The following is a 25,199-nucleotide window of genomic DNA, read 5'->3' as shown; positions in this document are numbered from 1 at the left end:
AAAGAAAGGCGTCACGACGATTTCCGGGTTTTCCGGGGGCACACGCAGTATGCAAAACGCACGCACCAGAGCACGACAGCGCGGAGAGCGCGAAACGGAGCAGGAAGACACCACCGAATCGACCGACGAATGCCCCGAGTGCGGCGGCCTCGTCGTCGCCGACGAGGAGCACGGCGAGTCCGTCTGTATGGACTGCGGTCTCGTCGTCGACGAGGACGACATCGATCGCGGCCCCGAGTGGCGCGCGTTCGACTCGCAGGAGAAGGACCAGAAGAGTCGGGTGGGAGCGCCGACGACGAACACGATGCACGACAAGGGGCTCTCGACGAACATCGACTGGCGCGATAAGGACGCCTACGGTAACAGCCTCTCCTCGAATCAGCGCCAGAAGATGCAGCGCCTGCGCAAGTGGAACGAGCGCTTTCGCACCCGCGACGCCAAGGAGCGCAACCTGAAGCAGGCGCTCGGCGAGATCGACCGGATGGCGAGCGCGCTCGGCCTCCCCGACAACGTCCGGGAGACCGCCTCCGTCATCTACCGCCGCGCGCTGGAGGAGGACCTCCTCCCCGGTCGCTCCATCGAGGGGGTCTCCACCTCCTGCGTCTACGCCGCCGCCCGACAAGCCGGCGTCCCGCGCAGCCTCGACGAGATCACCGACGTCTCGCGCGTCGAGAAGGCCGAGATCGCCCGCACGTACCGCTACGTGATCCGAGAGCTCGGCCTCGAAGTTCGCCCCGCGGACCCCGAGAGCTACGTCCCGCGCTTCGCGTCCTCCCTCGGTCTCAGCGACGAGGCCGAACACCGCGCCCGCGACCTGCTGAAGACCGCGAAGGACAAGGGCGTTCACTCCGGGAAGTCGCCGGTCGGTCTCGCCGCCGCCGCCGTCTACGCCGCCGCGCTCCTCACCAACGAGAAGACGACGCAGGCGAAGGTCAGCGAGGTCGCCGACATCAGCGAAGTGACGATCCGCAACCGCTACCACGAGCTCCTCGAAGCCGAGGACACCCTCCCGGCGTAACCCTCCGCGTCTTCCGTCGCGTCTCGTCGCCTCGATCCTCTCGGACGCCCACCACGTAGCCGCGCCTCCCCCGACCACCGCTTTTAGGCCGTGGCCCGCGAACGCGGGGCCGTGAACACTCCCGCCCGCCACGTCCGCGCCGCGGTCTTCGTCCTGGGAGCGCTCCTCGCCGGTGCGCTCGCCGCCGTCGTCTCGACCGTCGCGCCCGCGCCGTTCCCGTTCGCCGTCGGCTTCGCCGTCGCCGTCCCCGTCATGGACGTCGCGCTCAACCCCGAGACGGTCCCCGCGGAACGCGACCGCGCGATCGCGCACGGCATCGTCGCCGGGCTCGCCGGGATCGTCGTCGGCTGTGCCGTCGGCGCGCTGACTCTCGCGCTCGCGCTCGGCGAGTACGCCACGATCGGCCTCACCGCCGCGGCGACGTTCCTCGCGGCCGAATACGGCGGGCGCGTCGTCCTCGGCCGCGTCCCGTGATCCGCGGACGGCGGACGCGCTCGCTTCAGCTCACGACACGAGCGTGAGGGCGTCGTCGACGGCCGCCGCGATCGCCGCGCGCGCGCCCTCGTCGAGCTCGACGAGCGGCGGCCGGACCGCGTCCTCGTCGATCCGTCCGCGCGCCGCGAGCGCCGCCTTGGTCGCCGGCGCGAAGCCGTGATCCGCACAGAACGAGAACAGCGGCTTGAGTCCACCGCGGTGGAGTTCGCGCGCCCGCTCGTCGTCGCCCGCGTTCAGCGCGTCACGGACGGCTGCGAACACCTCCGGCACCGCGTTCGAGAGCGCGTTGATCCCGCCCGTCGCCCCCATCAGTCCCGCGGGGACGAGCTGGTCGTCGACGCCCTGGTACACCGCGAAGTCGTCCGGCGCCGCCGCGAGGACGTCGGTCACGTAGCCGAAGTCGCCGCTCGAATCCTTCAGCCCGTGGACGTCGTCGCGGTCGGCGAGCTCGACGACGGTCTCGACCGGGATCTCGCTTCCCGTACACGCCGGGATGTTGTAGAGATAGAGCGGCAGGGGGCTCCGGTCGGCGACGCGGCGGAGGAAGCGGGCGTTCCCGTCGGCCGCGTTCGCGGTGTGGAAGTAGGGGACGACGACGAGACCCGCGTCCGCGCCCGACTCCGCGGCGTCGGTCAGCGCCGAGACGGTGTCCGGGACGGACGTCGCGCCCGCCCCGGCGATCACCGTCGCGTCGTCTCCCGCCACCGCCCGCACGCGCTCGACGACCGCCCGGTTCTCCTCGCGCGTCAGGCTCGCAAACTCGCCCGTGGTCCCGGAGGGGACGAACCCGTCCAGGCCGGCATCGCGGACGCTACGAACCACGGATTCGAGCCCGTCGTAGTCGATCTCTCCCTCGGCGTCCATCGGCGTGACGAGCGGACAGAACACGTCGGTTTCGCGCATACCCGAGGGTGAGCGTCTCGGCACATAACGATTCTGCCGCGCGCGGCGGCCGACGCGAACCCGAAGGCGGCGACGGCGTTACTCGACGTAGTCGATGTCGCGGCCGCTCCCGCTCGTCTCGAGTTCGGCGTCGTCGCTGTGGCCGTAGATCTGCGGCGACTCGACGCCGGTGACGACGACCATCGTGCGCATCTCGCCGTCGAGCTCCTCGTCCACCGACGTCCCCCAGATGATGCGCGCGTCCGGGTCGATGCGGTCGTAGATCTCCTCGACGACGCCCTCCGCCTCTTCGATGCTCATGTCCGGCCCACCGGTGACGTTCACGAGCGCGGAGTTCGCCTGCCCGATGTCCACGTCGAGCAACGGACTCCGGAGCGCGCTCTTGACCGAGTCGACGGCCTTGGAGTCGCTATCGGACTCCCCGAGGCCGATCATGGCGACCCCGCCCTTCTCCATGACGGTGCGCACGTCCGCGAAGTCGAGGTTGACGAGGCCGGGTTTCGTGATGAGCTCGGTGATCCCCTTCACGGAGCGCATGAGCACCTCGTCGGAGACCTTGAACGCCTGTCGGACCGGGAGCTTACCCACGGAGTCGAGCAGGCGGTCGTTCGGGACGACGATAACTGTGTCAGAAACGTCGCGCAGGCGTTCGAGGCCGGCCTCGGCGTTGTTCCGTCGCACTTCGCCCTCCGCGGTGAACGGCGTCGTGACGATGCTGATGGTGAGCGCGCCGGCCTCCCGGGCGGCCTCGGCGACGACGGGGGCGCTCCCCGTGCCGGTCCCGCCGCCCAAGCCCGCGGTGACGAAGACCATATCGGAGCCGGCGATGGCCTCCTTGATGTCGTCTTGGGACTCCAGTGCAGCCTCCTCACCGACCTGCGGGAGCGACCCGGCACCGCGTCCGCGGGTCTTCTCCTGACCGATGAGGATCTTCGTGTCCGCCTCGATGTCGACGAGGTGTTGGACGTCCGTGTTCGCGGCGACCAGCTTCGCCCCCTCGATTCCCTCCTCGAACATCCGGTTGACGGTGTTCGATCCGGCGCCGCCGCAGCCGACGACCGTGATGTTCGTCTGGAGCTCTTCGAGTACCCCGAGCAGCTCCTCGTCAGACATCCGCCCGGAGTCGCCCCCACCGCCGTCTGTGTCGGGGGAGACGCCCGTGGAGGACGCGTCGTCCTCCTCGGCCTCGTCGATTGCGTCCTGCACGATGGAGTCCATTTGCCTATACAGTAAACGAGAAGTGTTTAATTACCTTTTCCCTCGCTCGGGTCCGCGAGCCCGTACGTCTCCGTCCGCTCGCGCGCGACGTCGGCGGGCGCGATCGTCTCGCCGTCCACCTCGACTGCCTCCCCGTTCGCCAGCCGACCGAACTTCGGCCCCTCCGGAACGCCGCGTTCGGCCGCCGCCGCGGGGTCGAACCCGGTGTCGGTGATCTGGACCGACCCGTCCGCGCGCGTCACCTCGTCGTACTTCTCACGCAGCAGCGCCGCGAGCGCGTCGACGTACGCGTCGTACGCCGCCGTGTCGGGAACCGCGAGCGCGCCGGCGACGCGGTTACCGTTCTCCTCCGTCGTGTACGCCAGTGTGCGCTCGCGCGCCGCCGCGCGCGCCGCGTCCGGATCGACGCTGTGCGCGTCCGCCCAGAGGGCGTCCGGGTGGTCGACGACGACGTAGTCCGCGGTCGCGTCCGCCGCCCGCGCCGGATCGCCGAAGCGCAGGCCGTCGTCGACGCTCCCGAGCTCGGTTTCGAGCGCCGCGACGAGATCGAGGGCGACGCCCGTCGTCTCGCGGAGCCACGTCTCGCTCATGACCCCGTAGCCCGCCTCGTCGATCACGTCGCGGAGCCGCGGCTTCTCGCCGTCGACGACGGCGCGCGTCGCGCCGCTCGCGGCGAAGACGCGCTCGATCACGTCCCGGTGCTCCCGCGGGTCGCCGAGGTCGTCGAGACACCAGTCCGCGGCGACGTGCCCGACAGCCCAGTCCGTCTCCTCGACGATCCGGGTGGGGCGCGGGACGTAGTGCCCGCCGCCGAACGCCGCGACCGCGCGCTCGGTGTCGGGGGCGACGCCGCGGAGGTCCAAGACGGCGTCCGCCACCGCCGCCGCGCCGGCGTCATCCGTCCACTCGGCCTCGGTGGAGCCGAGTTCGACGAACATCGAGGGCGCGCCGACCGACGTCGGCCCGTGGTGCGTGCACTCCATCCCGACGTCGTACCCCTCGGGGGCGTGGTCGGCGAGCGCGCGCACGACCGCGCGGTGGGCGTTCGGGCACGCCTCGGCGAGCGCGCGATCCGACCCGCCGTGTTCCGCCGCGCCGAAGTTGCCCGTGAAGTGGGCGGTCAGGAGCGGGCCGGTCTCGCCGGCGTGGCGCGACGCGAAGACGAGGCAGTCCGGGTCGTCGAACGCCGCGGCGACCCCGTCGAGTTCGAGGTGCCACGGCTCGAACTCCGCGAGCTCGAACCCCTCGGTGGCGTAGCGGGCGACGGGAGCCGGACCGTCGCCAGCGCCCGTGCCCGAACCCGACGCCCCGTCTCCGTCGTCGACTCGCTCCCAGTCGGCGCGCTCGCGTAGCTGTTCGCCGATCCGTACCGACGCGCTGTCCGCGCGACTCACGACGATCCCGACGGTCATATCGGGCGAACGGCGCGGGCGCGCTTAGGACCGTCGAGTCTCGGCCAGCGGGTGGTGGAATGAACGCGCTTACAAGAGCGCTCTCGCTACGCGCAGGCATGTACCCCGGTCTCGCGCCGGCGCTCCTCTCCGCGACGGCCGACCGCTCGCTCCTCCTGCTCGGCGCGTTCGCGCTCCTCCTGCTCGGCGCGGAGGTCTTCACGAACGGCGTCGAGTGGCTCGGCCACCGCCTCGGCGTCAGCGAGTCCGCCACGGGGAGCATCCTCGCGGCCGTCGGCACCGCGCTCCCCGAGACCCTCATCCCCGTCATCGCCATCCTCCACGGGGGCGAGGAGGCCGCACACGTCGGCGTCGGCGCGATCCTCGGCGCGCCGTTCATGCTCGCCACCATCGCCATGTTCCTCGTCGGCGCGAGCGTCCTCCACTTCCGCGACCGGCGGACGTTCGGCGACGAGATGCACTTCAACGACGCCGCGACCCGCCGCGACCTCTCCTTCTTCCTCGTGGGCTACGTCGTCGCGTTCGCCGCGGCGTTCGTCCACTCCCGCCCCGTCGAGTACGCCATGGGCGCGCTCCTCCTCCTCCTCTACCTCGTCTACCTCGTCCGCTCGCTCCGCAGCGGCGAACTCGCCGAGAGCGAGGACATCGACGCGCTCCACCTCGGCCTCCTCGTCGAGCGCGCCCTCGCCGCGGTCGGCTACGACCCGCGCGAGCACGGCGAGAACCCCCGGCCCGCCCTCGTCGCCGGCCAGACGGCGTTCGCGCTCGTGATCATCGTCACCGGGGCGCATCTCTTCGTCAGCGAGGTGCAGTGGCTCTCCACGCACGTCCTCGACGTCCCCATCGCCATCGTGGCGCTCCTCATCGCGCCGCTCGCCACCGAACTCCCGGAGAAGTTCAACTCCATCCTCTGGATCTCGCGCGACAAGGACACGCTCGCGCTCGGCAACATCACGGGCGCGATGGCGTTCCAAGGGACGCTCCCCGTCACCCTCGGCATCGTCTTCACCGACTGGGACCTCTCGCTCGCGTGGGGGACGTCCGGCTTCCTCAACGCCCTCTCGGTCGTCCTCGCGGTCGTCTCCGGGGGGATCCTCTACCTCCGCGCGCACTCCGCCGCCGAGCGTCCGATGAAGCCCCGCCCCTTCCTGATCGGCGGACTCCTCTACGCCGTCTTCATCACCGTCGTCGTCTACTTCGTGCTCGCCCTCGGCGTCACCGCCGGCGGCCACTGACGCCGCGACCGCCGCCGACGGGTCGCCGCCGCGCGAGCGGGGGACTTTTGCCGCCGGGCGTCCCCGGACCGCCATGGACGTCTACGGACTGATCGGCAACCCCGCGGGGCACTCGCTCTCCCCGCCGATGCACGAGGCCGCGTACGCCGAGCGCGGCGTGGACGCACGGTACGTCACGCTCGAACCCGACGCCGCCCGCGGCGCGGCCGCGATCGACGCCGCCGACACGCTCGGTCTCGCCGGTCTCAACGTCACCATCCCGTTCAAGCGGGACGCCCTCGACGCCGTCGAACCCGACGACCTCGCGCGCCGCGTCGGCGCGGTCAACACCGTCGACTTCTCCGGGCCGGTCCCGACGGGACACAACACCGACGTCGCGGGCGTCAGACGCTCCTTCGAGCGCTTCGACGTCCCTCTCGCGGGCGCCGACGCGGTGCTCGTCGGCGCGGGCGGGGCGGCGAGAGCGGCCGCCGTCGCGCTCGTCGAGGACGGCGCGAGCGTCCACGTCGCTAATCGGACCGTCGAGCGCGCCGAGGCCCTCGCGGACGACGTCGGCGGGACGGCGTCCGGCCTCGACGCCCTCCCCGACGTGCTCGCGGACGCGGACGTCCTCGTGAACGCGACGAGCGTCGGCATGGCGGAGGACGTCTCGCCCGTTCCCGCGGCGGCGCTCCACGCCGATCTCGCCGTGCTCGACGCCGTTTACTCGCCGCTCGACACGCGCCTCCTCCGCGAGGCCGCCGCGGCGGGCGCGACGACCATCGACGGCGCGTGGATGCTCCTCTACCAGGGCGTCGCCGCCTTCGAGCGCTGGACGGGGCGCGACGCGCCCGTCGACGCGATGAACGACGCGCTTCGGGACCGGGTTTAAGTCGTCTCCGGGTGTTAGCCGGGTGTATGAGCCTCATCTCGAAGCTGAAGACGCTGCTCGGACTCAGCACTGAGGGGTCCGGACGGGGTCACGACGTCGCCGTTACCGAGACGGACGACCACGTCGACGAACCGCCCGCCGCGGCGACGGACGCCGCGGCGTCTACGGAGTCGCTCGTCGAGGAGTCGGTCGAGGCGGGAGAGCCTGCATCGCCCGCAGAGGCGGCTGAGCCGGCCGAGGCCGCCGGACCCGGCACAGACGACGTGACGACCGACGTCGACGCCGTCGACCCGACCGCGGCGGACGCTGCGAGCGACACCGACGACGAGTCCGGAACGGTCGACGACTCCGAGACCACGGACGCTACCGAGAGCGACGACGCGTCCGCTTCCCCGTCGGCCGCGGCGACGGACGCGTCGGCGTCCACCGAGTCGCTCGTCGACGACGCCGTCGAGGAGGCCGACCCCGAGTCGCCCGCGGACGCCGCCGAACCCGCGGAGGCCGCCGGGCCGAGCGAGGTCGACATGGAGACCGACATCGAGGACGTCGATCCCGACGCGGGCGACGACGTCCCCGACACCGAGGGCGCCGAGTCCGTCGAGATCATCTCCGGCGTCGGCCCCGCGTACGCGGAGCGCCTCGCCGACGCCGGCGTCGAGACCGTGGCCGATCTCGCCGCGGCCGACGTCGCCGACCTCGCCGACGAGATCGGTCTCTCGCCCAAGCGCGTCGGCCGCTGGGTGGACGACGCGACCGATCGACTCGACTGATGGCCCCGGGCACCCGGCTGGTCGACCTCGACGACGTCCCGCCCGACTCGACGCTCCTCGTCACGCTCCGGAACGCCGCGGGCGAGGAGGTCGAGTTCGTCCTCGTGCGCGTCGGCGGCGGCGAGGTCGCCGCGTGGCGCAACGTCTGTCCCCACTGGACGGACGTCCGCTTCGACACGGGCGACGGGGCCACGATCCGCGACGACGACCTCGTCTGCGGGAAACACGGGGCGACCTTCGACCGCGATAGCGGCTACTGCGACTTCGGACCGCCCGAGGGCGCGACGCTCGACGAGGCGGCCGTCGCGGTCGCCGACGGCGCCGTCCACCTCGTCGACGGCGACTACGACTTCGTTCGCGTCGGCGAGAGCGAGGCCCACGCGGGGCGCGATCGCTCGACGAACCCCGGCGAACGCCTCGGGTTCTAGTCCTCGACGACGAACGCGGGTTCCTCGATGCCCTCGTGTTTGCACTCCGGACAGCGCGAGGGGAGGTTCAGCGGGTCGTCGAACCCGGTGAAACCGCACTCGCGGCACTCGGGCGGGCGGACGAGCAGTTCCTCGTTCGGGGCGCCCCGGACGGACTGTGCGACGTGCTCGACGTGTCCGAGCGCGGCGTGCGGCGTCACCTCGAACCGCTCGGCGAGCGAACTCGGCGTCTCCGGTCCCTCGTGAAGCGCGTCGGCGATGCGCTCGCGCGTCGTCCGTGACTCCATACGCCCACCTGGGGCGTCTCGGGGTTTAGCGCTAGCGGTGATCTGTCGGATGGGGAGCAAAAAGGACTTACCGACCGCGATGATCGGTGAGCGTATGAAAGCCGTCGTGCTGGCGGGCGGGTACGCGACGCGTCTCTGGCCCATCACCAAGAACCGCCCGAAGATGTTCCTCCCCGTCGGCGAGTCCACCGTCATCGATCGGATATTCGACGAGCTGGAGGCCGACGACCGGATCGACGAGGTGTTCGTCTCGACGAACGAGCGCTTCGCCGACGACTTCCGTTACCACCTCGCCGACTCGGAGTACGAGAAGCCGACGCTCTCCGTGGAGGAGACCAGCGAGGAGGACGAGAAGTTCGGCGTCGTCGGCGCGCTCGCGCAGCTCTTCGAGCGCGAGAACGTCGCGGACGACACGCTCGTCATCGCCGGCGACAACCTCATCAGCTTCGACGTCTCTGACTTCGTCGACTTCTTCGAGTCGAAGGAAGCGCCGACGCTCGCCGCGTACGACGTCGGCAGCTACGAGCGCGCGAAGTCCTACGGACTCGTCGACCTCGACGGCGACGAAGTCGTCGACTTCCAAGAGAAACCGGACGACCCGAAGAGCACGCTCGTCTCCATCGCCTGCTACGCCTTCCCGGCGGACGTCGTGCCGCTCTTCGAGACGTATCTCAGCGAAGGCGAGAACCCCGACGAGCCCGGGTGGTTCATCCAGTGGCTGCAGGGTCGCACCGGCGTCCACGCCTACACCTTCGAGGGCGCGTGGTTCGACATCGGGACGCCCGAGTCCTACCTCGACGCCGTCGCGTGGACCCTCGGCGGCGACTCGCTCGTCGACGACGACGCCACCGTCGAGAACACCGTCGTCGGCGACGACGTCCACGTCATGGGCGGGGCGGAGGTCGTCGACTCCAGCCTCGATCGCGCCGTCGTCTTCCCGGACGCCAGCCTCTACGAGTGCGACGTTCGGAACTCCATCATCGATCGCGACACCCGCTTGGAGAACATCGACTTCTCGGGCGCGCTCGTCGGCGCACACACGCACATCACGAACGAAGAATAGCGGGCCTACTCCTTCTCCATCAGCATCACGTCGTGGAACTCGATCCGCGCCCCGCCCTCGGCGGCGTCCGCGAGTCGCATCTCCCAGCCGTGCTCGGACGCGACCGTCCCGACGATGTGGAGACCGTAGTGTCCGCCGATCGGCCCGTCGCCCGTCACCGCCTCGGCCTTCACGTCGTCGTCGAACCCCGGCCCGTCGTCGGCGACGTAGAACCCCCGTCCGTCGTCGAGCACGTCGACGCGGACCGTCACGTCGTCGCCGCCGTGCTCCACCGCGTTTCGAAAGAGGTTCTCGAAGAGCTGCCGAAGCCGGCTCCGACTCGCCCGCACCTGCCACGCCCCATCGGGGAGCGTCAGCGTCGCGTTCCGCGTCGCCACCGTCTCCCACGCCGCCCGCCCGATCGCGTGGAGTAAGAGCGTGTCGGGCGTCCGCGCCTCCCCCTCGTCGCGGGCGCGCGCCAGCATGTCCTCGATGATCGTGTCGATCCGATCCAGCGACTCGTCGACGGTGTGGAAGAACTCCTCGCGCTCCGCGGCGTCGTCCGCGTGGCGGCCGAGCGCGAGTTGCGCCTTCGCCACCTGAAGCGGATTGCGAAGGTCGTGCGAGAGCACGTCCGCGAACTCCTCCAGTTCCGCCTTCTGCTCGCGGAGCGTCGCCTCGCGGTGTTTGCGCTCCGTGATGTCCGTGAACATCCCGGTGAACACCCGCTCGCCGTCGTACTCGTGGGTTCGGATGCTCACGGAGACGGGGACCTCGTGGCCGTCCTTGTGGAGCGCCGGGAGCTCCGTCCCGTTCCAGTCGATGTGCCGCTCGCCCGTCTCGACGAACGCGTCCAGCCCGTTCTGGTGCGCCGAGCGCAGCCGCTCGGGGATGATCGTCATCTTCGAGCTCCCGATCAGCTCCTCGGGCGTGTAGCCGAGGATCCGCTCGATCGACGGATTGGCGAACAGCACGACGCTGTCCGTGTCGATCGTCAGTATCCCCTGTGAACTGTTCTCGACGAGCACGCGAAGGAACTCCGACTCATCGCGGAGCGATCCTCCGTCCCGAACGAAATCGGCGACGTCCCCCATACCGACGTACTCGGCGCAGTGGCGGTTAGGGTTTCCGGACCGACGCTTCTCGTCGCCGAGGCGTCCGCATCGCCCCGATCTCGAAAGAACCGGACTGACGAGACGGCGCACGGAGCGCGCCGGGCGGCGATCACGCGAGCCGCGCGTCGGTGATCTCGACGTGACCGCGGTTCCCCTCCCAGACGGTGTCGTACGCCAATTCGATCGGACGATCCATGTGCGGGCCGTCGGTGACGAACGTCTCGAACTCGCCCCCCTCACCGAGCGGGTGGACGCCGTACTCGTCGTTGAGCGCGCCGAGTTCGTCGAGCGCGCCCCGATCGAGCGTCCGGCCGAGCCACGATTCGTCGAGGCCGTACGCGGCGACTTGGAGGATCGTGATCTCGAATCCCGCATCGAGCATCGCCTCGCCGAGCTCGCGCGTGTCCTCCCCCCAGAGCGGCGCGAACACCTCGCAGCCGAGCCGATCGGCCATCGCCTCGATGCGCGAGGTCTGGAACTCGCTCTCGATCGCGCCCGCGGTGACGCCCGCGAGCCCCCTCTCCAAGTCGTCGGTGAGGCCGCGCAGTGCGCGCTCCAGCGGTTCGAGCTCGGCGTCGCCCTGCGCGCTCGCGTCTACCGCGTTCGGCGCGTCGAAGTCGTCGGGACGGACGTTCACGTGCTCGATGCCGATGCTCTCCGCCGCGAGGCTCGTGAGGCGCGTCGCCGGCACGTGGTACATGTAGGAGTCCTCGCTCGGGTGGACCGTGAGCAGGCGCGTGACGTTCATGTCCGCCCGCAGGGCCTCGTAGAGCGCCCAGCTGGAGTCCTTCCCGCCGGAGAACAGCGCCACCCACTCGCCGCCGCTCGCGCCCCCGCCGCTCGCGCTTCCGCCGTTCGCGTCGCCGTCGTGCATACGCCCCCGTACGCGCCGACGGCTAAAGGTCCCGCGCTACGGCGTCTCGTCGCGGCCGCGGTCGCGGTCGTCGGCGGTGAGCCGACTCGATACCCGGATGCCGACGAGGCTGACGAGGACGCCGAGCAACACGTACGCCGTGAGGCGCTCCTCGGGCGAGATGGCCCCCGCCGTGACGAGCGGGAACGCGGGCGTGTGCACGGGCGGGATGACACCCGCCTGCTCGACGAAGTACGCGCTGAACCCCCGGACGACGAGGCCGACCGCGATCGCGCCGAAGGGGAGGTTGAGGTAGGAGGCGCGCACTCCCTCCTCCCGGATGAACTCGTCGATGAGCCGACCGGTCGCACCCGCGAGCGCGGCGAGCGCGAGCCACGGCACGCTGTGATAGACGAACGCCATCGCGGCGACGAACGCGCCCGCGTCGCCGAGCCCCGAGACGCCGAGCGCGCCCGCGAACGCCCCGACGAGCGTCAGCCCGACCGCGATGACGTAGGTGACGATGGAGACCCGCCCCGAGTAGAGCGCCTCGCGGGCCTGCGTCGAGAGGCTTCCGAGACGCTCGTCGACGCTCAACCCCTTGTAGAGGAGGAACGCACCGATGACGGCCGTGATCGAGGCGATGGCGAGCGCGAGGCTCCCCGTGACCGTGAGGAGGACGGGGAAGACGAGGAGGACGACCCCGAGGGGAACGAGAACGCTCTCGCGGAGCTCCTCGTCGGCGAGGAACTGCTTCAGGAGGTAATACGTGCTCTCGATGTCGCGGGCCTGCCGGACGACGACGCGGTCGACGGCGTCCACGGGGACTCGGCTCTCCACGATGGGGACGACGCCCCCATCGCCCGCGGTGTCGATCACGACCACCGCCGTGTCCGGGTCGTGCGCGGCGACGAGCTCGTCGAGCTGCGCGGCGAGCGCGCGATCCGCCCCGACGGCGGTGTCCGCCGACCCCGAAACGACCGCGACGACGGCCTCGCCGTCGCCGTCCTCGACGTCCGCACCGACCCGCAACGCCTCCAAGAGGCAGTTGACGGTCGCGTCCTCGGGGTCGTGACGCCCGAGGTCGAGGACCAGGGACTCGACGGCGTCCCGGCCGACGACCGGCAGCGCCACTCCCGTCGACCGGGCGACGTCACCCGCGCGGTCGACGCACACGACCAACGTACGCATCGAACGGTTCGACCGTCGCGCGCGGCGCGTAAAAAGACTCACATCGTCGCCTCGCGCGCCGCACGCGCGTCAGCGGAGACGGAACTCCCCGTCGTCTTCGCCGGCGAGCGCGTCCGCGACGCCGGCACCCGCGGCCCGCGCGAGCGCGCGCCCGCCGCCCTGCAGCCGGCGGATCAGGCCGGGCGACGCGTGGAACGCCTCCACCGTCACCTCGTGGCCCAGCTCGTCGGCGAGCGCGTCCTCGGCGTCGCGCGCCGTCCCGATCTCGTCCACGAGACCGCGCGATTCCGCCTCGGTGCCGAGGAAGACGCGCGCCTCCGTCTCCCGGACGGTCTCCGGATCGAGGCCGCGGCCCGCCGCGACCCGCTCGACGAAGTCGTCGTAGTAGTCGTCGACGATCCCCTGGAGGTACGATCGGTCGTCCTCGTCGAGCTTCTTGAGCGGCTGGCCCGCGTCCTTGTACTTCCCCGCGGCGAAGCGCTCGTACGAGACGCCGAGCTCCTCCGCGAGTTCCGTCGCGTTCACCGTCGAGCCGATCACGCCGATGCTTCCGACGAGGCTGCCCTCGCGGGCGAACAGCCGATCGCACGCAGACGCGATCCAGTAGCCGCCGCTCGCACACTGGTCGGTCGCGTAGGCGACGACCGGCCCGTCGAAGCGCTCTACGGCGAGCCGGATGTCGTCGCTCGGCACGATCTCGCCCCCCGGCGTGTTCAGCGCCACGAGCAGGCCCTCGACGTTCCGATCGTCGTCCGCCCGCTCGATCTGTTCGACGACGGCGTCGGCCGGCGGCGTCACCACGCCGCCCGTCACCCCGCCCGTGCTCCCGTCGCGGCTGATCGGCCCCTCGACCGCGACTTCCGCGACGTCGTACGCGGCGAACCACCGCCGACCGGCGCGCGCGGCCGCCCGCGAGACGACGACCCCGAGTCCGAGGACGAGCAGGACGCCGAGCAGGTCGGCGACGTCCCTCGGCACCCGCACGAAGACGGTCCAGCCGACGACGAGCGCGACGAAGACGGCTCCCAGCACGAGGAGAGCCCGCCCGGCTCGCTTCCCGAAGGTGTCCATATCGCCTCTCGGGGTCGCGAGTCACCTAAACACACGGGTCACGCGTCAAGCGTTAGGCGGAGCGTCGCGTGGCCACTACCGGTCGGGTGAAAAAACGGGGAAAAACGTCGCGTCGGCGTCGGGGCTTACAGCAGGCCCGACTTCTGGAGCTTGCGGAGGTCCTCGGTGTCGACCGTCTCGCCCTCCTTGAACCGCTCGTAGATCTCCTCGGCCTCTTCGCGGGCCTCCTCCTGCTTCGCGGCGCGCTCGTCCTTGCGCTCTTCTTCCTCCTGCTTGTCGAGTTCGCGCAGGCGCTTCTGGACGCGGACGAACGCCTCGTGGTGGGCGTCGGCGGACTCCTGAGCCTCGACGAAGCTCTCGTGCATCTCGTCGGCCTCGTCGCGGATGTCGTCGGCCTCCCGATAGGCCTCGATCATCTGGTTGTGGTGCTGCTGGGCCTCGTCGGCGAGCTCCGTGACCTTCTCGTGGTGGTTCGAGGCCTCGGCGCGGACCTCCTCGGCCTCGTCGACGAGGTCTTCGAGGTCGTCGTTGTCCTCGAGGGTCTCCTTGCGCGTCTGGTACTCCTCGCGCTTGTTCTCGATCTTCTCGATGAGCTCGCGCTCGTCCTCGGGAGAGAGGACCTCGGTCTGCTGTTTGAACTCCAGCTGCTCGATGTCCTCTTTGAGCTCGTCGAGGTCCTTGCCCTCGTCGAGTTCGAGATCGCCCTTGCGCTCGTCGACCTTGTCGAAGAGCTCGTTGGCCTTCGCGTTCAGCTCGTTGCGCTGCTCCTTGTGCTCCTGGACGCGCTCGTTGAGTTCGTCGCGCTTCTCGCGGTGTTCCTGGGCCTCGTCGACCTTCTCGCGCGTCTTGGCGTTGAGGTCGTCGCGGTCGGAGGCGCGCGAAGAAGCGAGTTGGTTGAGTTCGTTACGTCGGTCGCGGAACTGACCCGCCTTCTTGATGAGCTGCCCCTTGGACTTCTCTTGGAGCTCTTCGTCGGTGATCAGTTCGTCCGCGTCGGATACTTCGAGAGTTGCTTCCTCTACCATTGTTTGATCCTCGGTTCCATTCCGCCGGAGCGTCGCGTACGGCGACCGCTCGTCGTGTCCTGTTGCCCGTCGTAAGGAGAGCGTCGGTTCATTCTCGAGCGGTGCTGACGAACGCCCGCAGCGTTCTGGTACCAGACTGTACGTCGTTTCCGCACTTAAAGTTTCCGCTGTCTGAGGTGTTGTAAACAGCTAGCACACCACGCGTACGTACCGCCCTCGCCGGTCCCCGTCGCGCCGAACGGACGGACTGAAATAGCCCCCGCGGGCTACGCGGCGTATGCACCGCGAGGTCGTCCGCGCGTCCGGTCACGGGAACGTCACCGCCGCGCACGCGAGCACGTTCGAAGTCACGACCGACGACTACCTCACGCCCGCCGGCGACTGCATCCTCGCCGTGGAGGCCGATCGCGCCCCCGCCGACTTCGACGAGGCGTTCGTCGCCGCCGCGAGCGACGCCGACGCGACCATCACGGCGACGCTCGAAGCCGGCGGGCACGAACACACCGTCACGGGACGCGGCGACCCCGCGCTCACCTACGCGAGCGACCGCTCCATGGTCGGGCGCACGAGCGACTACGTCGACGACCGGACGATCCTCCTCGACGCAACGCACGCCGCCGAGGGAATCGATCGCGGCCTCGTCAGCGCGCTCGCCGACGGCGCCGAGGCGACGGTCACGCTCACCGTCGACTAGGCGTTACGCCGTCGCGTCCTCGATGGCCCGGTCGAGGTCCGCGAGGACGTCCTCGGGGTCCTCGATGCCGACGGAGAGCCGCACCATGTCCGGCGTGACGCCCGCGGCCTCCTGTTCTTCCTCCGTGAGTTGCTGGTGCGTCGTGCTCGCCGGGTGGATGATGAGCGTCTTCGCGTCGCCGACGTTCGCCAGCAGCGACGCCATCTCCGCGTTCTCCACGGTCGCGCGCGCGGCGTCGTAGCCCGCCGCGAGGCCGAACGTGATCATGCCGCCGTAGCCGCCGTCCAGGTACTCGCTCGCCGTCTCGTGGGTCTCGTGGGAGTCGAGGCCGGGGTAGTTCACCCACGCGACGTCGTCGTGATCGTCGAGGTACTCCGCGACGATCGCGGCGTTCTCGCAGTGGCGCTCCATCCGCAGGGGGAGCGTCTGGACGCCCTGGAGGGTCTGCCACGCGTCGAAGGGCGATTGCTGATTGCCCAGATCGCGGAGGCCGCGCGCGATCGCGGCGTACGTGAACGCGGCGTCGCCGAAGCGCTCGGCGAAGTTCACGCCGTGGTAGGCGGGGTTGTCCGCGCCGACCTCCGGGTAGTCGTCCGCGTGCGCCGCCCAGTCGAAGTTCCCCGAGTCGACGATCGCGCCGCCGACCGTGGTGCCGGCGCCGTGGAGCCACTTCGTCGTGGAGTGCCAGACGAGGTCCGCGCCGTGTTCGATCGGGTTGCAGAGATACGGCGTGGCGAAGGTATTGTCGACGAGCAGCGGCGTGTCGTGCTCGTGGGCCACCTCGGCGATCGCCTCGATGTCCGGCGTGACGAGCGCGGGGTTGCCGATCGTCTCCAGGTGGACGAACGCGGTGTCCTCGTCGATCGCCTCGGCGTACGCCTCGACGTCCAGCGTGTCCACGAACCGCGTGGTGACGCCGCGGCGCTCGACGGTGTGCGTGAGGTACGTGTACGTGCCGCCGTAGAGCGCCGAGGCGGAGACGATGTTGTCCCCGGCCTCCGCGAGGATGAACGTCGCGAGGTTGAGCGCGCCCATCCCGGAGGCGGTCGCCACCGCGCCGACCCCGCCTTCGAGCGCCGCAAGGCGCTCCTGCAACACGTCCACCGTCGGGTTCATCAACCGCGCGTAGATGTGGCCCGGTTTCTCCAGGGCGAACTGCCCCGCGGCGTCCTCCGCGTCGTCGAACTCGTAGGACGTCGTCTGGTAGATGGGCGTCGCCCGCGCCCCGGTCACCGGATCGGGTTTCGCGCCCGCGTGAACGCTCGTCGTGCGCAGTCCTCGCTCGCCGTCGGCTCCGTCCTCGGCCATACCGGCGCAATTTGAGAGGACGAGCAAAAGTCTGTCCCACGACCTTTTACTGCGAGCGCCCTTCGGACGCTCTGGTAAAAGCTCGGCCACCGTAGGAAGCGAGGCTTCCTACTGTTCAGTCAGAACGCGGGGCGTTCTGACGACAAAAGCCGTCGTCGGGTGCTTCGCACCCTCCTCGGCCTCGCCTTCGGCGAGCGAATCGGCGACCTTCCGGGCGCCGGGCGAGAACAAAGTTCTCGCTCGCCCACACTCGCTCCGCTCGCGTGGACTCCTCGAGCCGCTCGGTTGCCGAACGCTAGCCACGTGGCTTGTTCATCGGGTGTCGCTACCGAAGACGGACAAACAACGCGGCGAGCATCCGCGAGCGAGTGGCTTGAAAAGCCCGAGCGAAGCGGTTCACTCGCGGCGAAGCCGCGAGGCCCGAGACCCACCGAAGGTGGGTCGCTGGGCTTTTGGCCGAGCTTTTGCCAGAGCGCGCCCGCAGGCGCGCTCGCAGTAAAAGATCGTCTAGAGCCACTCGTCCGCCCACGCCTCGATCTCGTCGAAGACGGGGCAGAGCGCGCCGCCCTTCTCGGTGAGGGCGTAGTAGGTGGCGACGGGCGCGTCCTCCTCGACGCGCCGGGAGACGAGTCCGGCGTCACCGAGGTCGTCGAGGACGCGCGAGAGCGTGCGCGCGTTCGCGCCGGTCGCGCGTTTGAGTTCGTTGAAGCGCTTCTCGCCGTCTTGGAGGGCGTAGAGGACGATGAGTCGCCACTGCGAGCCGATCAGCTCCAACGAATCGACGGCCGCACAGGCCTCCTCGTTCTCCGCCTCGATCTCGGTGCCTACTGACACGGATGTCACCTACTTACCGGTACGTTCGCGGGGGAATAAGTAGTTCGCTACCGTATCAGGTAACACGATGCAATCAGTGTACGACATCGCGGCGGATTGGAACGGAATCGGCGGCCGGACGGACGGGGGGTCGCGATGACGATCGCGAACACGCCGCTTGCCGGCGAGATCTTCCTCCTCGCACGGCTCTGCTTCGGGCTCACGCTGGCCTACATGGGGCTCAACCACTTCCGGGCGACGGACTACATGGCGGGCTACGCGGCGTCGAAGGGAATCCCCGCGCCGACGGCGGGCGTCCTCGTCTCCGGGGGGATGCTCGTCCTCGGCGGTCTCGCCATTGTCGTCGGCGCGTTCCCGGTGCTCGCGGCGGGCGCGCTCGCCGTCTTCCTGCTCGTCTCCGCGGTCACCATCCACGACTACTGGGCCGCGCCCGAGGACCAGCGGAGCGACGAGCAGACGTCGTTCCTGAAGAACGTCGGGCTCGCCGGCGGCGCGCTCTGCTTCCTCGCGCTCGGCGGCGTCGACTGGCAGTACGCCCTCAACGTCGGGGTGTTCTAGGTGGCGGCCACCGACCCTCACGCGGACGCTGGACTCGCCACTGCGGGTCCCGACCCGGCCGACGCCGGCGTCGGTGCGGTGCTGATCCACGGCCGCGGTGCCACCGCGCAGAGCGTCCTCGGCCTCGCCGAGGAGTTCGAGCGCGACGACGTCGCGTACCTCGCCCCGCAGGCCGCGAACCGGACGTGGTACCCAAATCCGTTCACCGCGCCGACTGAAGCGAATCAGCCGCACCTCGACTCCGCGCTCGCCACCGTCGAGCGCGCCGTCGGCACGCTCACGGACGCCGGGATCGCGTGCGAGGACGTCCTCCTGCTCGGCTTCTCGCAGGGAGCGTGTCTCACGACCGAGTACGCCGCGCGCGACGCCCGCCGATACGGCGGCCTCGCCGCCTTCTCCGGCGGCCTCATCGGCGAGACCGTCGAGCGCGAGCGCTACGGCGGCGACTTCGACGGGACGCCCGCGTTCGTCGGCTGTAGCGACTCCGACCCTCATATCCCCGAAGAGCGCGTCCGCGAGACGACCGCCGTCCTCAGCGACCTCGGGGCGGACGTCGACGAGCGTCTCTACCCGGACGCCCCGCACGGGATCTTCGCGGACGAGATCGACGCCGTGAACGACATCGTGAACGCCCTCGGCGCGTAGCGGGCGCGGGCCGCCCCGCTTTTACTGCCGGCCGGCTATCCTCCTCACATGAGCGACGACGAGCCGACTCGAAACATCTCCGGGGGCGACGCGGGCGGCGGCGTGAGCGCGGCCTTCGACGCGAGCGACCATCCCGACACGCCGCTCGTCGAACGCGTCGTCGACCGCCTCGGCGAGCGCTACTGGCAGAAGACCTACGGCGGACGGGACGCCTTCGAGTGCCTCGTCCGCACGGTCCTCTCGCAGAACACGTCCGACGAGGCCAGTCAGCCCGCCCACGATTCCTTGATGGCGCGCTACGCCGACGGCGACGCCGACCTCGCCGAGGCGCTGGCGGACGCCCACCAGCCCGACCTCGCCGAGACGATCTCGTCTGCCGGGCTCTACAACCAGAAGTCGGAGACGATCATCAGACTCGCCGAGCGCGTCCTGACGGAGTACGGCGGCGCCGACGCGTTCGACGGCTTCGTCCGCGAGGCCGACTACGCCGAGGTGCGCGCCGCTCTCCTCGACATGAAGGGCGTCGGGCCGAAGACCGCCGACTGCGTCCTGCTCTTCGCCGGCGGGCGCGACGGCGTCTTCCCGGTCGACACGCACGTCCATCGGATCGCGCGACGGATGGGGTTCGCGCCGCCTGACGCCGACCACGAGGGCGTCCGCGAGGCGATCGAGCGCGAGCTCCCCGCCGAGAAGTGCGGCTTCGGCCACACGGCGATGATCCAGTTCGGTCGGGATTTCTGCACCGCCCGTAAACCCGCGTGTCTCGACGATCCCGAGGCCTGCCCGATGGCCGACGTCTGCGCGCAGGTCGGCGTCTACCCCGACGCCGGCGACGTCGTCGACCCCGCGGACGCGACCGACTAAGCGTCCGCGGCCGCTCCTACTCGTCCGCGCCGATCTCGTCGGCGAGGCCGTCGATGACGTGTTCGGCCGACGAGAGATTCGTCGCCAGCGGGACGTCGTGCACGTCGCAGATACGCAACAGCGCCGAGATGTCCGGTTCGTGCGGCTGGGAGGTCAGCACGTCGCGGATGAAGATGATCGCCTCGCACGTCCCCTCCGCCACCTCCGCACCGATCATCATGTCGCCGCCGTACGGTCCCGAGGCCTTGCGCTCCACCTCCAGATTCGTCTCCTCCATGATCCGCTTCCCCGTCGTCCCCGTCCCGATGAGGTCGAACTGCGCCAGTCGCTCCTCGTGGTTCTGCGCGAAGTCGATGAGGTCCGGTTTCTTCTTGTCGTGCGCGATGAGCGCGATACGCATATCGACACTCCGGGTGGTGGCAGTAAGAAGCTTGGTACGCGACCGCCTTCGTGCGCCAGCGACCGCCCTCGCGCTCTGACCGGGCGAGTGGTCTCGCGCAGTGACGAGAGGGCGAAGTCGCGGTTCGAGACGACGACGCCCTCTCGCACGCGGACGCGGCGCCGACCACTGACGGCGGCCGGTCGCCTCGCGCCGAAGACGCGGCTTCGCGTGCACCGGAACGTCGCGCGCTCGCGCGGTGATGGACTCCCCGACGGAGCCCGTCTCGTCGGGCCGTGCTCGCCCTCCGGCCTCGGCGAGGCCGGGGCGCTGTGAACGGCCGGGTAGAGTCAGAGGAAGCGGAACGTTTCGAGGTTCTTCGGCGCGAACGTCCGCATGTTGTAGTCGTGGTAGAGCGCGCTCGAGAGGTCCTGCGTGGAGCGCTCGTCGCCGTGGACGCACAGCACCTTCTCGGGGCGCGGGTTCATCGTGCGCACGAAGTTCTCGAGGCCTTGCCGGTCGGCGTGGCCGGAGAAGCCGTCGACGGTCTCGACGTCCATGTTGAGCTGGAGGTGCTGGGTGCGGCCCCCGGAGCCCCCGACGGGGATCTCGTCCCACCCGCTCTGGATGCGCCGCCCCATCGTCCCCTGGGCCTGGTAGCCGACGAAGATCATCTGGTTGTCCTCCTGCGGACCGAGGTGTTCGAGCCACGACATGATGGGGCCGCCGGTGACCATCCCGGACGTGGAGAGGACGATGCACTCCTCGCCCTCGGCGACGTCCATGCGCTCCTCCTCGCCGCCGTCGATGTGGTTGAACTGCTCGGCGAGGAATGGGTTCTCGTCGTCGTGGAAGATCCGATCGCGGAGGTCGTCGCGGAGGTACTCGGGGTAGGTGGTGTGGATGGCGGTGGCCTCCCAGATCATGCCGTCGAGGTGGATGGGCATGGTCGGGATCTTGTCGTTGCGCATCGCCTCTTCGAGGACGAGCATGAGCTCCTGCGAGCGCCCGACGGCGAACGCCGGGATGACGACTTTGCCCCCGCGCTCGTAGGCCTCGTTGATGACTTCGAGGAGCTTGCGCTCGGAGTCCTCCTGATCGGTCTGGTAGTCGTTCCGACCGCCGTACGTCGACTCGAGGACGAGCGTCTCGACGCGCGGGAAGTCGTTGACCGCGCCGTTGAACAGGCGGGTGTCCTCGTAGTGGATGTCGCCGCTGAACGCGACGTTGTAGAGGCCGTCGCCGATGTGGAAGTGCGTGACGGCGCTCCCGAGGATGTGACCGGCGTTGTGGAAGGTGAGCTTGACGTCCGGCGCGATGTCCGTCACGTCGCCGTAGTCGAGCGTGATACAGTGTTTGATGGCTTCTCGAACCATCTCGGAGTCGTAGGGCGGCGTTCGTCCCTCCTTGGCCGCGACGTCGAGATAGTCGAGCGTGAGCAGGCCCATCAGATCGCGCGTCGGCTCCGTGCAGTAGATCGGGCCGTCGTAGCCGTATTTGAACAGCAGCGGGATGAAGGCGGAGTGATCGAGGTGCGCGTGGGTGAGGACGACGGCGTCGATGGTGTTCGCGCCGGCGCCGAGCGCCTCGGAGACTTGGAGGTAGGGCACTTCGTCCTCGCTCCCGGGCTTGTCGCCGCAGTCGATGAGGATGCGCGTCTCGGGCGTGCTGAGGATGAAGCTCGCGCGCCCGACCTCGCGGCAGCAGCCGAGCGTCGTGATGCGGACGTACTCGTCGTCGGACATCTCCTCTCGGTGGATCTGTCGGCCGACCTTTTCGAGGATGTCGCGTCGGTCGTCGCGCTCGGTCTTCAGGAAGTTCCGCACGTTCCGGACGGTGGACGACTCGATCGGCGGCGTGCGGACGACCTCGGGGGTCCAGCCCGCGCGCTGGGTGATCTCGCGCAGGGTCGAGCCGTGTCGGCCGATGACCATGCCCGGCTTCGAGGCCTCGATGACCACTTCGCCCGTGTCCTCGTGGAAGTCGAGGTCGGTGACGCCGGCGTCCTCCGGGACGACGTCCATGATCTCCTCGCGGGCCTCGCGGGGCGGGGAGAGGACGTCCGGATCGGGGCGGACGGTGATTCGCTTTCGCAGCTGGGAGGCGAGTCGGCGGATGAGGTCGCCGTTCTCCGCGAACTTCTTCGGGTCGCGGGTGTAGACGACGAGTTCGGGACCCTCGTACTTGACCTCGGTGACCGAGATGTCCGGTGGCACTTCGTCCGCGATCGTCTGTTGTAGTTCTTCGAGTTGCGTGTCTACGGAGCTCATAGTGAACTTGGCGGGCTTCGTCGGGGTGTCACGGCACGGCGCGGCGCGGACGAGACGGCCCGGCCGCGCGTCCCGTGCTCGGTGACTGGCCGAGAGATGACATCGTAGTGAGTGCGGTCGACCCACGGGAGATGCCCGTGGATCCCGCGGGAGCAGTCGTGAAAACCCGCTTGCCCAGTTATATACCCGTGCGGTTATAAAACACCTTCGCAAGGTAGACGGTCGCCGCCGCGGGAGGTGGGGTATGGACGTGACACCGACGACGGTCCGTGCGGAACGCGAGCGGCTCCGCGGCCGCGCGGACGCGGTCGTTCCGGTCGTGAACGCCGTCCGCGCGGACCTCGGTGCGGCGTTCGACACCGACGTGCCCGGGATCGACGCCGACGACTACCGCGACGCGATCGACGCGGTCTTCGCGGACGGGGACCGGGCGGTCAACGTCACCGGACTCGCGCTCTGTCTCCGCGAGCTCGACGTCCGGGGCGACTACCCGGGGTTCGTCGTGGACGAGCTGTTGGGCCGCGAGCTCGCCGCGACGATCGCCGGCGAGCAGCCCCTCCGACTGCTCGCGGAGGCGACGTTCCACTACGCGGACGTGACGGCGGTCGCGGACACGCCGGGCCGTGCGGGACTCGACGATCTCGATGCGGCGCTCGCGGCGGGCGTTCAGACGCGACTCCCCGGGTGGGCGTGGCGCGACGGCGACAACACCTTCGAACCGTGACGTTGACCGCGTCGCCGGGACCTACCTTCCCGGCGCGCGAAAACAATCGCCAGACCAGTAACCGACACCGACGGTGGCCGCGGCGGGGGACGCCGCGGCCGGGGACCCCCTCAGTCGCTTCCGATGGAGAGCTCGGTGTCCTCGGGCACGAACGGCTCCGACGGACCGTCGTCCTCGCGGAGCGCTCGATAGATCTCGCGCTCGCGACGCTGCTGGCGTTTGCCCATGCCCTTCCGTTCGCGACCGCGCTTCGTATCTCCCATTACATCGTGGTATGTGTCCGCATGCCACTTAAGCCTGTCCCCCGTCCGGTCGGCGGGCCCCTTCAGGAGATTTAAGGCCGCAGTCGGCCTCGAAACCGACAATGAGTGAGGATCAGGAGCTCGGCATCACCGAGCAGAAGGAGTACAACCCCGGCGAGTGGTACGCCGAGGTCGTCGAGAAGGCCGAACTCGCGAGCTACGCCCCGGAGGGGATGGGTGGGTTCATCGTCACGCGCCCGCGCGGATACAGCCTCTGGGAGAGCGTGCAGGACAACCTCGATCGGTGGTTCGACGAGACCGGCGTCGAGAACGCCTACTTCCCGCTGTTCATCCCCGAGGACTACCTCGAACGCGAGAAGGACGTCGTCGAGGGCTTCGACCCCGAGGTCGCGTGGGTGACCCACGGCGGACACGACGAGCTGGAAGAGCGCCTCGCCGTGCGCCCGACCTCCGAGTCGATCATCGCGCCCTACATGGCCCAGTGGGTTCGCTCGCACCGCGACTTACCCCTCAGACTCAATCAGTGGTGTAGCGTCGTCCGCTGGGAGGCCACGGAGACGAAGCCGTTCTTCCGGACGAAGGAGTTCCTCTGGCAGGAGGGCCACACCGCCCACGAGGACGAAGCGGGCGCGTGGGAGGAGACCCTGACGCGACTCGATCAGTACCAGCGCCTCTACGAGGACGTCTTCGCGATGCCCGTGATGCGCGGCGCGAAACCCGACCACGACAAGTTCCCGGGCGCGGACACCACGACCACGGTCGAGGCGCTGATGCCGGACGGGAAGTCCGTGCAGGGCGCGACGTCGCACAACCTCGGGCAGTCCTTCGCGGAGGCCTTCGACCTCACGTTCAGCGACGAGGACGAGGTGGAGCGCGTCGCGCACACGACCTCGTGGGGGCTCTCGTGGCGCGCGCTCGGCGCGCTCATCATGACGCACTCCGACGATCAGGGGCTCGTGCTGCCGCCGACGGTCGCGCCCGAGCAGGTCGTGATCGTCCCGATCTGGCAGGAGGACACGAAGGAGTCGGTCCTCCAGTACTCGGCGGAGATCGCGGCGGAACTGGAGGAGGCGGGCGTCCGCGTCCACCTCGACGACCGCGACGAGCGCAACCCCGGGTTCAAGTACAACGAGTGGGAGCTCAAGGGCGTCCCCCTGCGCCTGGAGATCGGCCCGAATGAGGTCGCGGACGGGGAAGTCACCGCGGTCCACCGCCCCGACGGCGAGCAGACGACGACGGCGCGCGACACGCTCGTCGAGGACGTCGAGGCGCACCTTGACGAGGTGTACGCGAAGCTCTACGCGGCCGCCGAGGAGAACCTGGAGGAGAACGTCCGGGAGGCCGACAGCCCGGAGGAGATCATGGGTACCATCGGCCAGCACGGCGGTTACGTCCGCACGCCGTGGTGCGGCGACGAGGCCTGCGAGGAGGCGATCAAGGAGAAGGTCCACGCGGAGATCGTCGCGGTCCCGCTCGACGAATCGGCCGTCGAGGGCGACCACCGCGACAACGCCCACCGCGCGGAGGCGGTCCACGAACCGGGCGACGAGTGTACGATCTGCGGCGACGACGCGGTCGAGACGGCGTACTTCGCCCGATCGTACTGAGCCCCCGGTTCTTCCCCCTTCCACTCGACCGCTTTCGTTTGTTTCCATACCTATCTCCTAATACTGTCTAAGGCTGTGGTTATATGTCCTAAGGTGCTGATGGAAGGTGTTTTATGCGA

27 protein-coding genes are annotated in these 25,199 nt (G+C 69.7%); 13 read left to right on the top strand and 14 right to left on the bottom strand.

Going from position 1 to position 25,199, the window contains the following annotated elements:
- The first annotated feature begins 49 nt into the window (after window positions 1-49).
- Window positions 50-1,018, top strand: coding sequence for a transcription initiation factor IIB (locus J2754_RS09240; protein ID WP_188877799.1), 969 nt, complete (start codon window positions 50-52; stop codon window positions 1,016-1,018).
- Window positions 1,019-1,129: 111 nt separating this feature from the next.
- The gene (locus J2754_RS09235; RefSeq protein ID WP_211087246.1) at window positions 1,130-1,492 is read left to right on the top strand and encodes a hypothetical protein; all 363 of its coding nucleotides are present in this window, start codon (window positions 1,130-1,132) and stop codon (window positions 1,490-1,492) included.
- Between the two features lie 30 nt (window positions 1,493-1,522).
- Here J2754_RS09235 and J2754_RS09230 read toward each other — a convergent pair whose 3' ends face one another.
- The 3 genes from J2754_RS09230 to J2754_RS09220 form a co-directional block, all read right to left on the bottom strand.
- Window positions 1,523-2,416: a dihydrodipicolinate synthase family protein gene (locus J2754_RS09230; RefSeq protein WP_188877801.1), complete on the bottom strand. Its 894-nt coding sequence runs from the start codon at window positions 2,414-2,416 to the stop codon at window positions 1,523-1,525.
- 78 nt (window positions 2,417-2,494) lie between these two features.
- Complete coding sequence (gene ftsZ / locus J2754_RS09225; protein WP_188877802.1) at window positions 2,495-3,634, bottom strand: cell division protein FtsZ; 1,140 nt, start codon at window positions 3,632-3,634, stop codon at window positions 2,495-2,497.
- Between the two features lie 26 nt (window positions 3,635-3,660).
- Window positions 3,661-5,046: a D-aminoacyl-tRNA deacylase gene (locus J2754_RS09220; RefSeq protein WP_211087245.1), complete on the bottom strand. Its 1,386-nt coding sequence runs from the start codon at window positions 5,044-5,046 to the stop codon at window positions 3,661-3,663.
- Between the two features lie 98 nt (window positions 5,047-5,144).
- On the opposite strand from J2754_RS09220, the gene J2754_RS09215 reads away from it, so the two are divergent.
- The 4 genes from J2754_RS09215 to J2754_RS09200 all read left to right on the top strand — a co-directional run bounded on the left by J2754_RS09215 (window position 5,145) and on the right by J2754_RS09200 (window position 8,350).
- On the top strand, window positions 5,145-6,281 hold the full coding sequence (locus tag J2754_RS09215; RefSeq protein ID WP_211087244.1) for a sodium:calcium antiporter: 1,137 nt from the start codon (window positions 5,145-5,147) through the stop codon (window positions 6,279-6,281).
- Between the two features lie 73 nt (window positions 6,282-6,354).
- Entirely contained in the window at window positions 6,355-7,152 is a 798-nt protein-coding gene (gene aroE, locus J2754_RS09210; protein ID WP_211087243.1) for a shikimate dehydrogenase, read from the top strand.
- Between the two features lie 26 nt (window positions 7,153-7,178).
- Window positions 7,179-7,922 carry a helix-hairpin-helix domain-containing protein gene (locus J2754_RS09205; RefSeq protein WP_211087242.1) on the top strand — a complete coding sequence of 248 codons (744 nt, stop codon included), beginning with the start codon at window positions 7,179-7,181 and terminating at the stop codon, window positions 7,920-7,922.
- The gene (locus J2754_RS09200; protein ID WP_188877808.1) at window positions 7,922-8,350 is read left to right on the top strand and encodes a Rieske (2Fe-2S) protein; all 429 of its coding nucleotides are present in this window, start codon (window positions 7,922-7,924) and stop codon (window positions 8,348-8,350) included. The genes J2754_RS09205 and J2754_RS09200 overlap by 1 nt, the downstream gene beginning before the upstream one ends.
- Here the strand turns inward: J2754_RS09200 and J2754_RS09195 are convergent.
- On the bottom strand, window positions 8,347-8,637 hold the full coding sequence (locus J2754_RS09195) for a transcriptional regulator (RefSeq protein WP_188877809.1): 291 nt from the start codon (window positions 8,635-8,637) through the stop codon (window positions 8,347-8,349). The two genes, J2754_RS09200 and J2754_RS09195, sit on opposite strands and share 4 nt — an antisense overlap.
- Before the next feature lie 94 nt (window positions 8,638-8,731).
- Here J2754_RS09195 and J2754_RS09190 point away from each other — a divergent pair, with 94 nt between their 5' ends.
- On the top strand, window positions 8,732-9,700 hold the full coding sequence (locus J2754_RS09190; RefSeq protein WP_211087241.1) for a nucleotidyltransferase family protein: 969 nt from the start codon (window positions 8,732-8,734) through the stop codon (window positions 9,698-9,700).
- Between the two features lie 5 nt (window positions 9,701-9,705).
- Here the strand turns inward: J2754_RS09190 and J2754_RS09185 are convergent, their stop codons facing one another.
- From J2754_RS09185 to J2754_RS09165, 5 genes are all read right to left on the bottom strand, one after another.
- Window positions 9,706-10,773: a PAS domain S-box protein gene (locus tag J2754_RS09185; RefSeq protein WP_211087240.1), complete on the bottom strand. Its 1,068-nt coding sequence runs from the start codon at window positions 10,771-10,773 to the stop codon at window positions 9,706-9,708.
- Between the two features lie 130 nt (window positions 10,774-10,903).
- Window positions 10,904-11,668: a diphthine--ammonia ligase gene (locus J2754_RS09180; protein ID WP_211087239.1), complete on the bottom strand. Its 765-nt coding sequence runs from the start codon at window positions 11,666-11,668 to the stop codon at window positions 10,904-10,906.
- Window positions 11,669-11,704: 36 nt separating this feature from the next.
- Window positions 11,705-12,838, bottom strand: coding sequence for a DUF373 family protein (locus tag J2754_RS09175; RefSeq protein WP_211087238.1), 1,134 nt, complete (start codon window positions 12,836-12,838; stop codon window positions 11,705-11,707).
- 69 nt (window positions 12,839-12,907) lie between these two features.
- Window positions 12,908-13,909: a signal peptide peptidase SppA gene (gene sppA, locus J2754_RS09170; RefSeq protein WP_211087237.1), complete on the bottom strand. Its 1,002-nt coding sequence runs from the start codon at window positions 13,907-13,909 to the stop codon at window positions 12,908-12,910.
- Window positions 13,910-14,034: 125 nt separating this feature from the next.
- Window positions 14,035-14,934 (bottom strand): coiled-coil protein, encoded by a 900-nt coding sequence (locus J2754_RS09165; RefSeq protein WP_188877816.1) that lies wholly within the window; start codon window positions 14,932-14,934, stop codon window positions 14,035-14,037.
- Window positions 14,935-15,211: 277 nt separating this feature from the next.
- Between J2754_RS09165 and J2754_RS09160 the strand changes: the two genes are divergently transcribed.
- The gene (locus J2754_RS09160) at window positions 15,212-15,628 is read left to right on the top strand and encodes a DUF371 domain-containing protein (protein WP_188877817.1); all 417 of its coding nucleotides are present in this window, start codon (window positions 15,212-15,214) and stop codon (window positions 15,626-15,628) included.
- Window positions 15,629-15,631: 3 nt separating this feature from the next.
- Here J2754_RS09160 and J2754_RS09155 read toward each other — a convergent pair whose 3' ends face one another.
- Together J2754_RS09155 and J2754_RS09150 are read right to left on the bottom strand one after the other, a co-directional pair.
- Window positions 15,632-16,936, bottom strand: coding sequence for an O-acetylhomoserine aminocarboxypropyltransferase/cysteine synthase family protein (locus tag J2754_RS09155; protein WP_188877818.1), 1,305 nt, complete (start codon window positions 16,934-16,936; stop codon window positions 15,632-15,634).
- A 507-nt stretch (window positions 16,937-17,443) separates the two neighbouring features.
- A complete protein-coding gene (locus tag J2754_RS09150; protein ID WP_188877934.1) occupies window positions 17,444-17,770 on the bottom strand; it encodes a winged helix-turn-helix transcriptional regulator in 327 nt (108 codons plus the stop codon).
- A gap of 135 nt (window positions 17,771-17,905) precedes the next feature.
- Here J2754_RS09150 and J2754_RS09145 point away from each other — a divergent pair, with 135 nt between their 5' ends.
- The 3 genes from J2754_RS09145 to J2754_RS09135 are packed head-to-tail and all read left to right on the top strand — an operon-like array spanning window position 17,906 to window position 19,837.
- Window positions 17,906-18,328 carry a DoxX family protein gene (locus tag J2754_RS09145; protein WP_188877820.1) on the top strand — a complete coding sequence of 141 codons (423 nt, stop codon included), beginning with the start codon at window positions 17,906-17,908 and terminating at the stop codon, window positions 18,326-18,328.
- Window positions 18,329-18,973, top strand: a complete 645-nt coding sequence (locus tag J2754_RS09140) for an alpha/beta hydrolase (RefSeq protein ID WP_188877821.1) — start codon at window positions 18,329-18,331, stop codon at window positions 18,971-18,973.
- A gap of 48 nt (window positions 18,974-19,021) precedes the next feature.
- Window positions 19,022-19,837, top strand: coding sequence for an endonuclease III domain-containing protein (locus J2754_RS09135; RefSeq protein ID WP_188877822.1), 816 nt, complete (start codon window positions 19,022-19,024; stop codon window positions 19,835-19,837).
- A gap of 16 nt (window positions 19,838-19,853) precedes the next feature.
- On the opposite strand, the gene J2754_RS09130 is transcribed toward J2754_RS09135, so the two are convergent.
- Both J2754_RS09130 and J2754_RS09125 read right to left on the bottom strand, forming a co-directional pair.
- Complete coding sequence (locus J2754_RS09130; RefSeq protein WP_211087236.1) at window positions 19,854-20,237, bottom strand: methylglyoxal synthase; 384 nt, start codon at window positions 20,235-20,237, stop codon at window positions 19,854-19,856.
- Window positions 20,238-20,566: 329 nt separating this feature from the next.
- Entirely contained in the window at window positions 20,567-22,486 is a 1,920-nt protein-coding gene (locus tag J2754_RS09125) for a beta-CASP ribonuclease aCPSF1 (protein WP_211087235.1), read from the bottom strand.
- A 244-nt stretch (window positions 22,487-22,730) separates the two neighbouring features.
- Here J2754_RS09125 and J2754_RS09120 point away from each other — a divergent pair, with 244 nt between their 5' ends.
- Window positions 22,731-23,210: a DUF7984 family protein gene (locus tag J2754_RS09120; protein ID WP_211087234.1), complete on the top strand. Its 480-nt coding sequence runs from the start codon at window positions 22,731-22,733 to the stop codon at window positions 23,208-23,210.
- A gap of 110 nt (window positions 23,211-23,320) precedes the next feature.
- Here J2754_RS09120 and J2754_RS09115 read toward each other — a convergent pair whose 3' ends face one another.
- Complete coding sequence (locus J2754_RS09115; protein WP_188877827.1) at window positions 23,321-23,473, bottom strand: hypothetical protein; 153 nt, start codon at window positions 23,471-23,473, stop codon at window positions 23,321-23,323.
- A 101-nt stretch (window positions 23,474-23,574) separates the two neighbouring features.
- On the opposite strand from J2754_RS09115, the gene proS reads away from it, so the two are divergent.
- On the top strand, window positions 23,575-25,080 hold the full coding sequence (gene proS, locus J2754_RS09110) for a proline--tRNA ligase (RefSeq protein ID WP_211087233.1): 1,506 nt from the start codon (window positions 23,575-23,577) through the stop codon (window positions 25,078-25,080).
- Window positions 25,081-25,199: the final 119 nt, after the last annotated feature.

It is taken from the genome of Halarchaeum nitratireducens, from assembly GCF_017874695.1.
GTDB classification, from domain to species: Archaea; Halobacteriota; Halobacteria; order Halobacteriales; family Halobacteriaceae; genus Halarchaeum; species Halarchaeum nitratireducens.
This window is presented reverse-complemented; position numbering and strand designations above follow the sequence as displayed.

Excerpts from the sequence above, each read along its gene's own strand:
- J2754_RS09185 (WP_211087240.1), bottom strand. The coding sequence starts at position 10,773 with ATGGGGGACGTCGCCGATTTCGTTCGGGACGGAGGATCGCTCCGCGAT.
- J2754_RS09175 (WP_211087238.1), bottom strand. The coding sequence starts at position 12,838 with ATGCGTACGTTGGTCGTGTGCGTCGACCGCGCGGGTGACGTCGCCCGG.
- J2754_RS09120 (WP_211087234.1), top strand. The coding sequence starts at position 22,731 with ATGGACGTGACACCGACGACGGTCCGTGCGGAACGCGAGCGGCTCCGC.
- J2754_RS09195 (WP_188877809.1), bottom strand. The coding sequence starts at position 8,637 with ATGGAGTCACGGACGACGCGCGAGCGCATCGCCGACGCGCTTCACGAG.
- J2754_RS09205 (WP_211087242.1), top strand. The coding sequence starts at position 7,179 with ATGAGCCTCATCTCGAAGCTGAAGACGCTGCTCGGACTCAGCACTGAG.
- J2754_RS09155 (WP_188877818.1), bottom strand. The coding sequence starts at position 16,936 with ATGGCCGAGGACGGAGCCGACGGCGAGCGAGGACTGCGCACGACGAGC.
- J2754_RS09165 (WP_188877816.1), bottom strand. The coding sequence starts at position 14,934 with ATGGTAGAGGAAGCAACTCTCGAAGTATCCGACGCGGACGAACTGATC.
- J2754_RS09220 (WP_211087245.1), bottom strand. The coding sequence starts at position 5,046 with ATGACCGTCGGGATCGTCGTGAGTCGCGCGGACAGCGCGTCGGTACGG.
- J2754_RS09180 (WP_211087239.1), bottom strand. The coding sequence starts at position 11,668 with ATGCACGACGGCGACGCGAACGGCGGAAGCGCGAGCGGCGGGGGCGCG.
- J2754_RS09145 (WP_188877820.1), top strand. The coding sequence starts at position 17,906 with ATGACGATCGCGAACACGCCGCTTGCCGGCGAGATCTTCCTCCTCGCA.
- J2754_RS09190 (WP_211087241.1), top strand. The coding sequence starts at position 8,732 with ATGAAAGCCGTCGTGCTGGCGGGCGGGTACGCGACGCGTCTCTGGCCC.
- J2754_RS09160 (WP_188877817.1), top strand. The coding sequence starts at position 15,212 with ATGCACCGCGAGGTCGTCCGCGCGTCCGGTCACGGGAACGTCACCGCC.
- J2754_RS09115 (WP_188877827.1), bottom strand. The coding sequence starts at position 23,473 with ATGGGAGATACGAAGCGCGGTCGCGAACGGAAGGGCATGGGCAAACGC.
- J2754_RS09135 (WP_188877822.1), top strand. The coding sequence starts at position 19,022 with ATGAGCGACGACGAGCCGACTCGAAACATCTCCGGGGGCGACGCGGGC.
- proS (WP_211087233.1), top strand. The coding sequence starts at position 23,575 with ATGAGTGAGGATCAGGAGCTCGGCATCACCGAGCAGAAGGAGTACAAC.
- ftsZ (WP_188877802.1), bottom strand. The coding sequence starts at position 3,634 with ATGGACTCCATCGTGCAGGACGCAATCGACGAGGCCGAGGAGGACGAC.
- J2754_RS09125 (WP_211087235.1), bottom strand. The coding sequence starts at position 22,486 with ATGAGCTCCGTAGACACGCAACTCGAAGAACTACAACAGACGATCGCG.
- J2754_RS09200 (WP_188877808.1), top strand. The coding sequence starts at position 7,922 with ATGGCCCCGGGCACCCGGCTGGTCGACCTCGACGACGTCCCGCCCGAC.
- J2754_RS09215 (WP_211087244.1), top strand. The coding sequence starts at position 5,145 with ATGTACCCCGGTCTCGCGCCGGCGCTCCTCTCCGCGACGGCCGACCGC.
- sppA (WP_211087237.1), bottom strand. The coding sequence starts at position 13,909 with ATGGACACCTTCGGGAAGCGAGCCGGGCGGGCTCTCCTCGTGCTGGGA.
- J2754_RS09230 (WP_188877801.1), bottom strand. The coding sequence starts at position 2,416 with ATGCGCGAAACCGACGTGTTCTGTCCGCTCGTCACGCCGATGGACGCC.
- J2754_RS09130 (WP_211087236.1), bottom strand. The coding sequence starts at position 20,237 with ATGCGTATCGCGCTCATCGCGCACGACAAGAAGAAACCGGACCTCATC.
- J2754_RS09240 (WP_188877799.1), top strand. The coding sequence starts at position 50 with ATGCAAAACGCACGCACCAGAGCACGACAGCGCGGAGAGCGCGAAACG.
- aroE (WP_211087243.1), top strand. The coding sequence starts at position 6,355 with ATGGACGTCTACGGACTGATCGGCAACCCCGCGGGGCACTCGCTCTCC.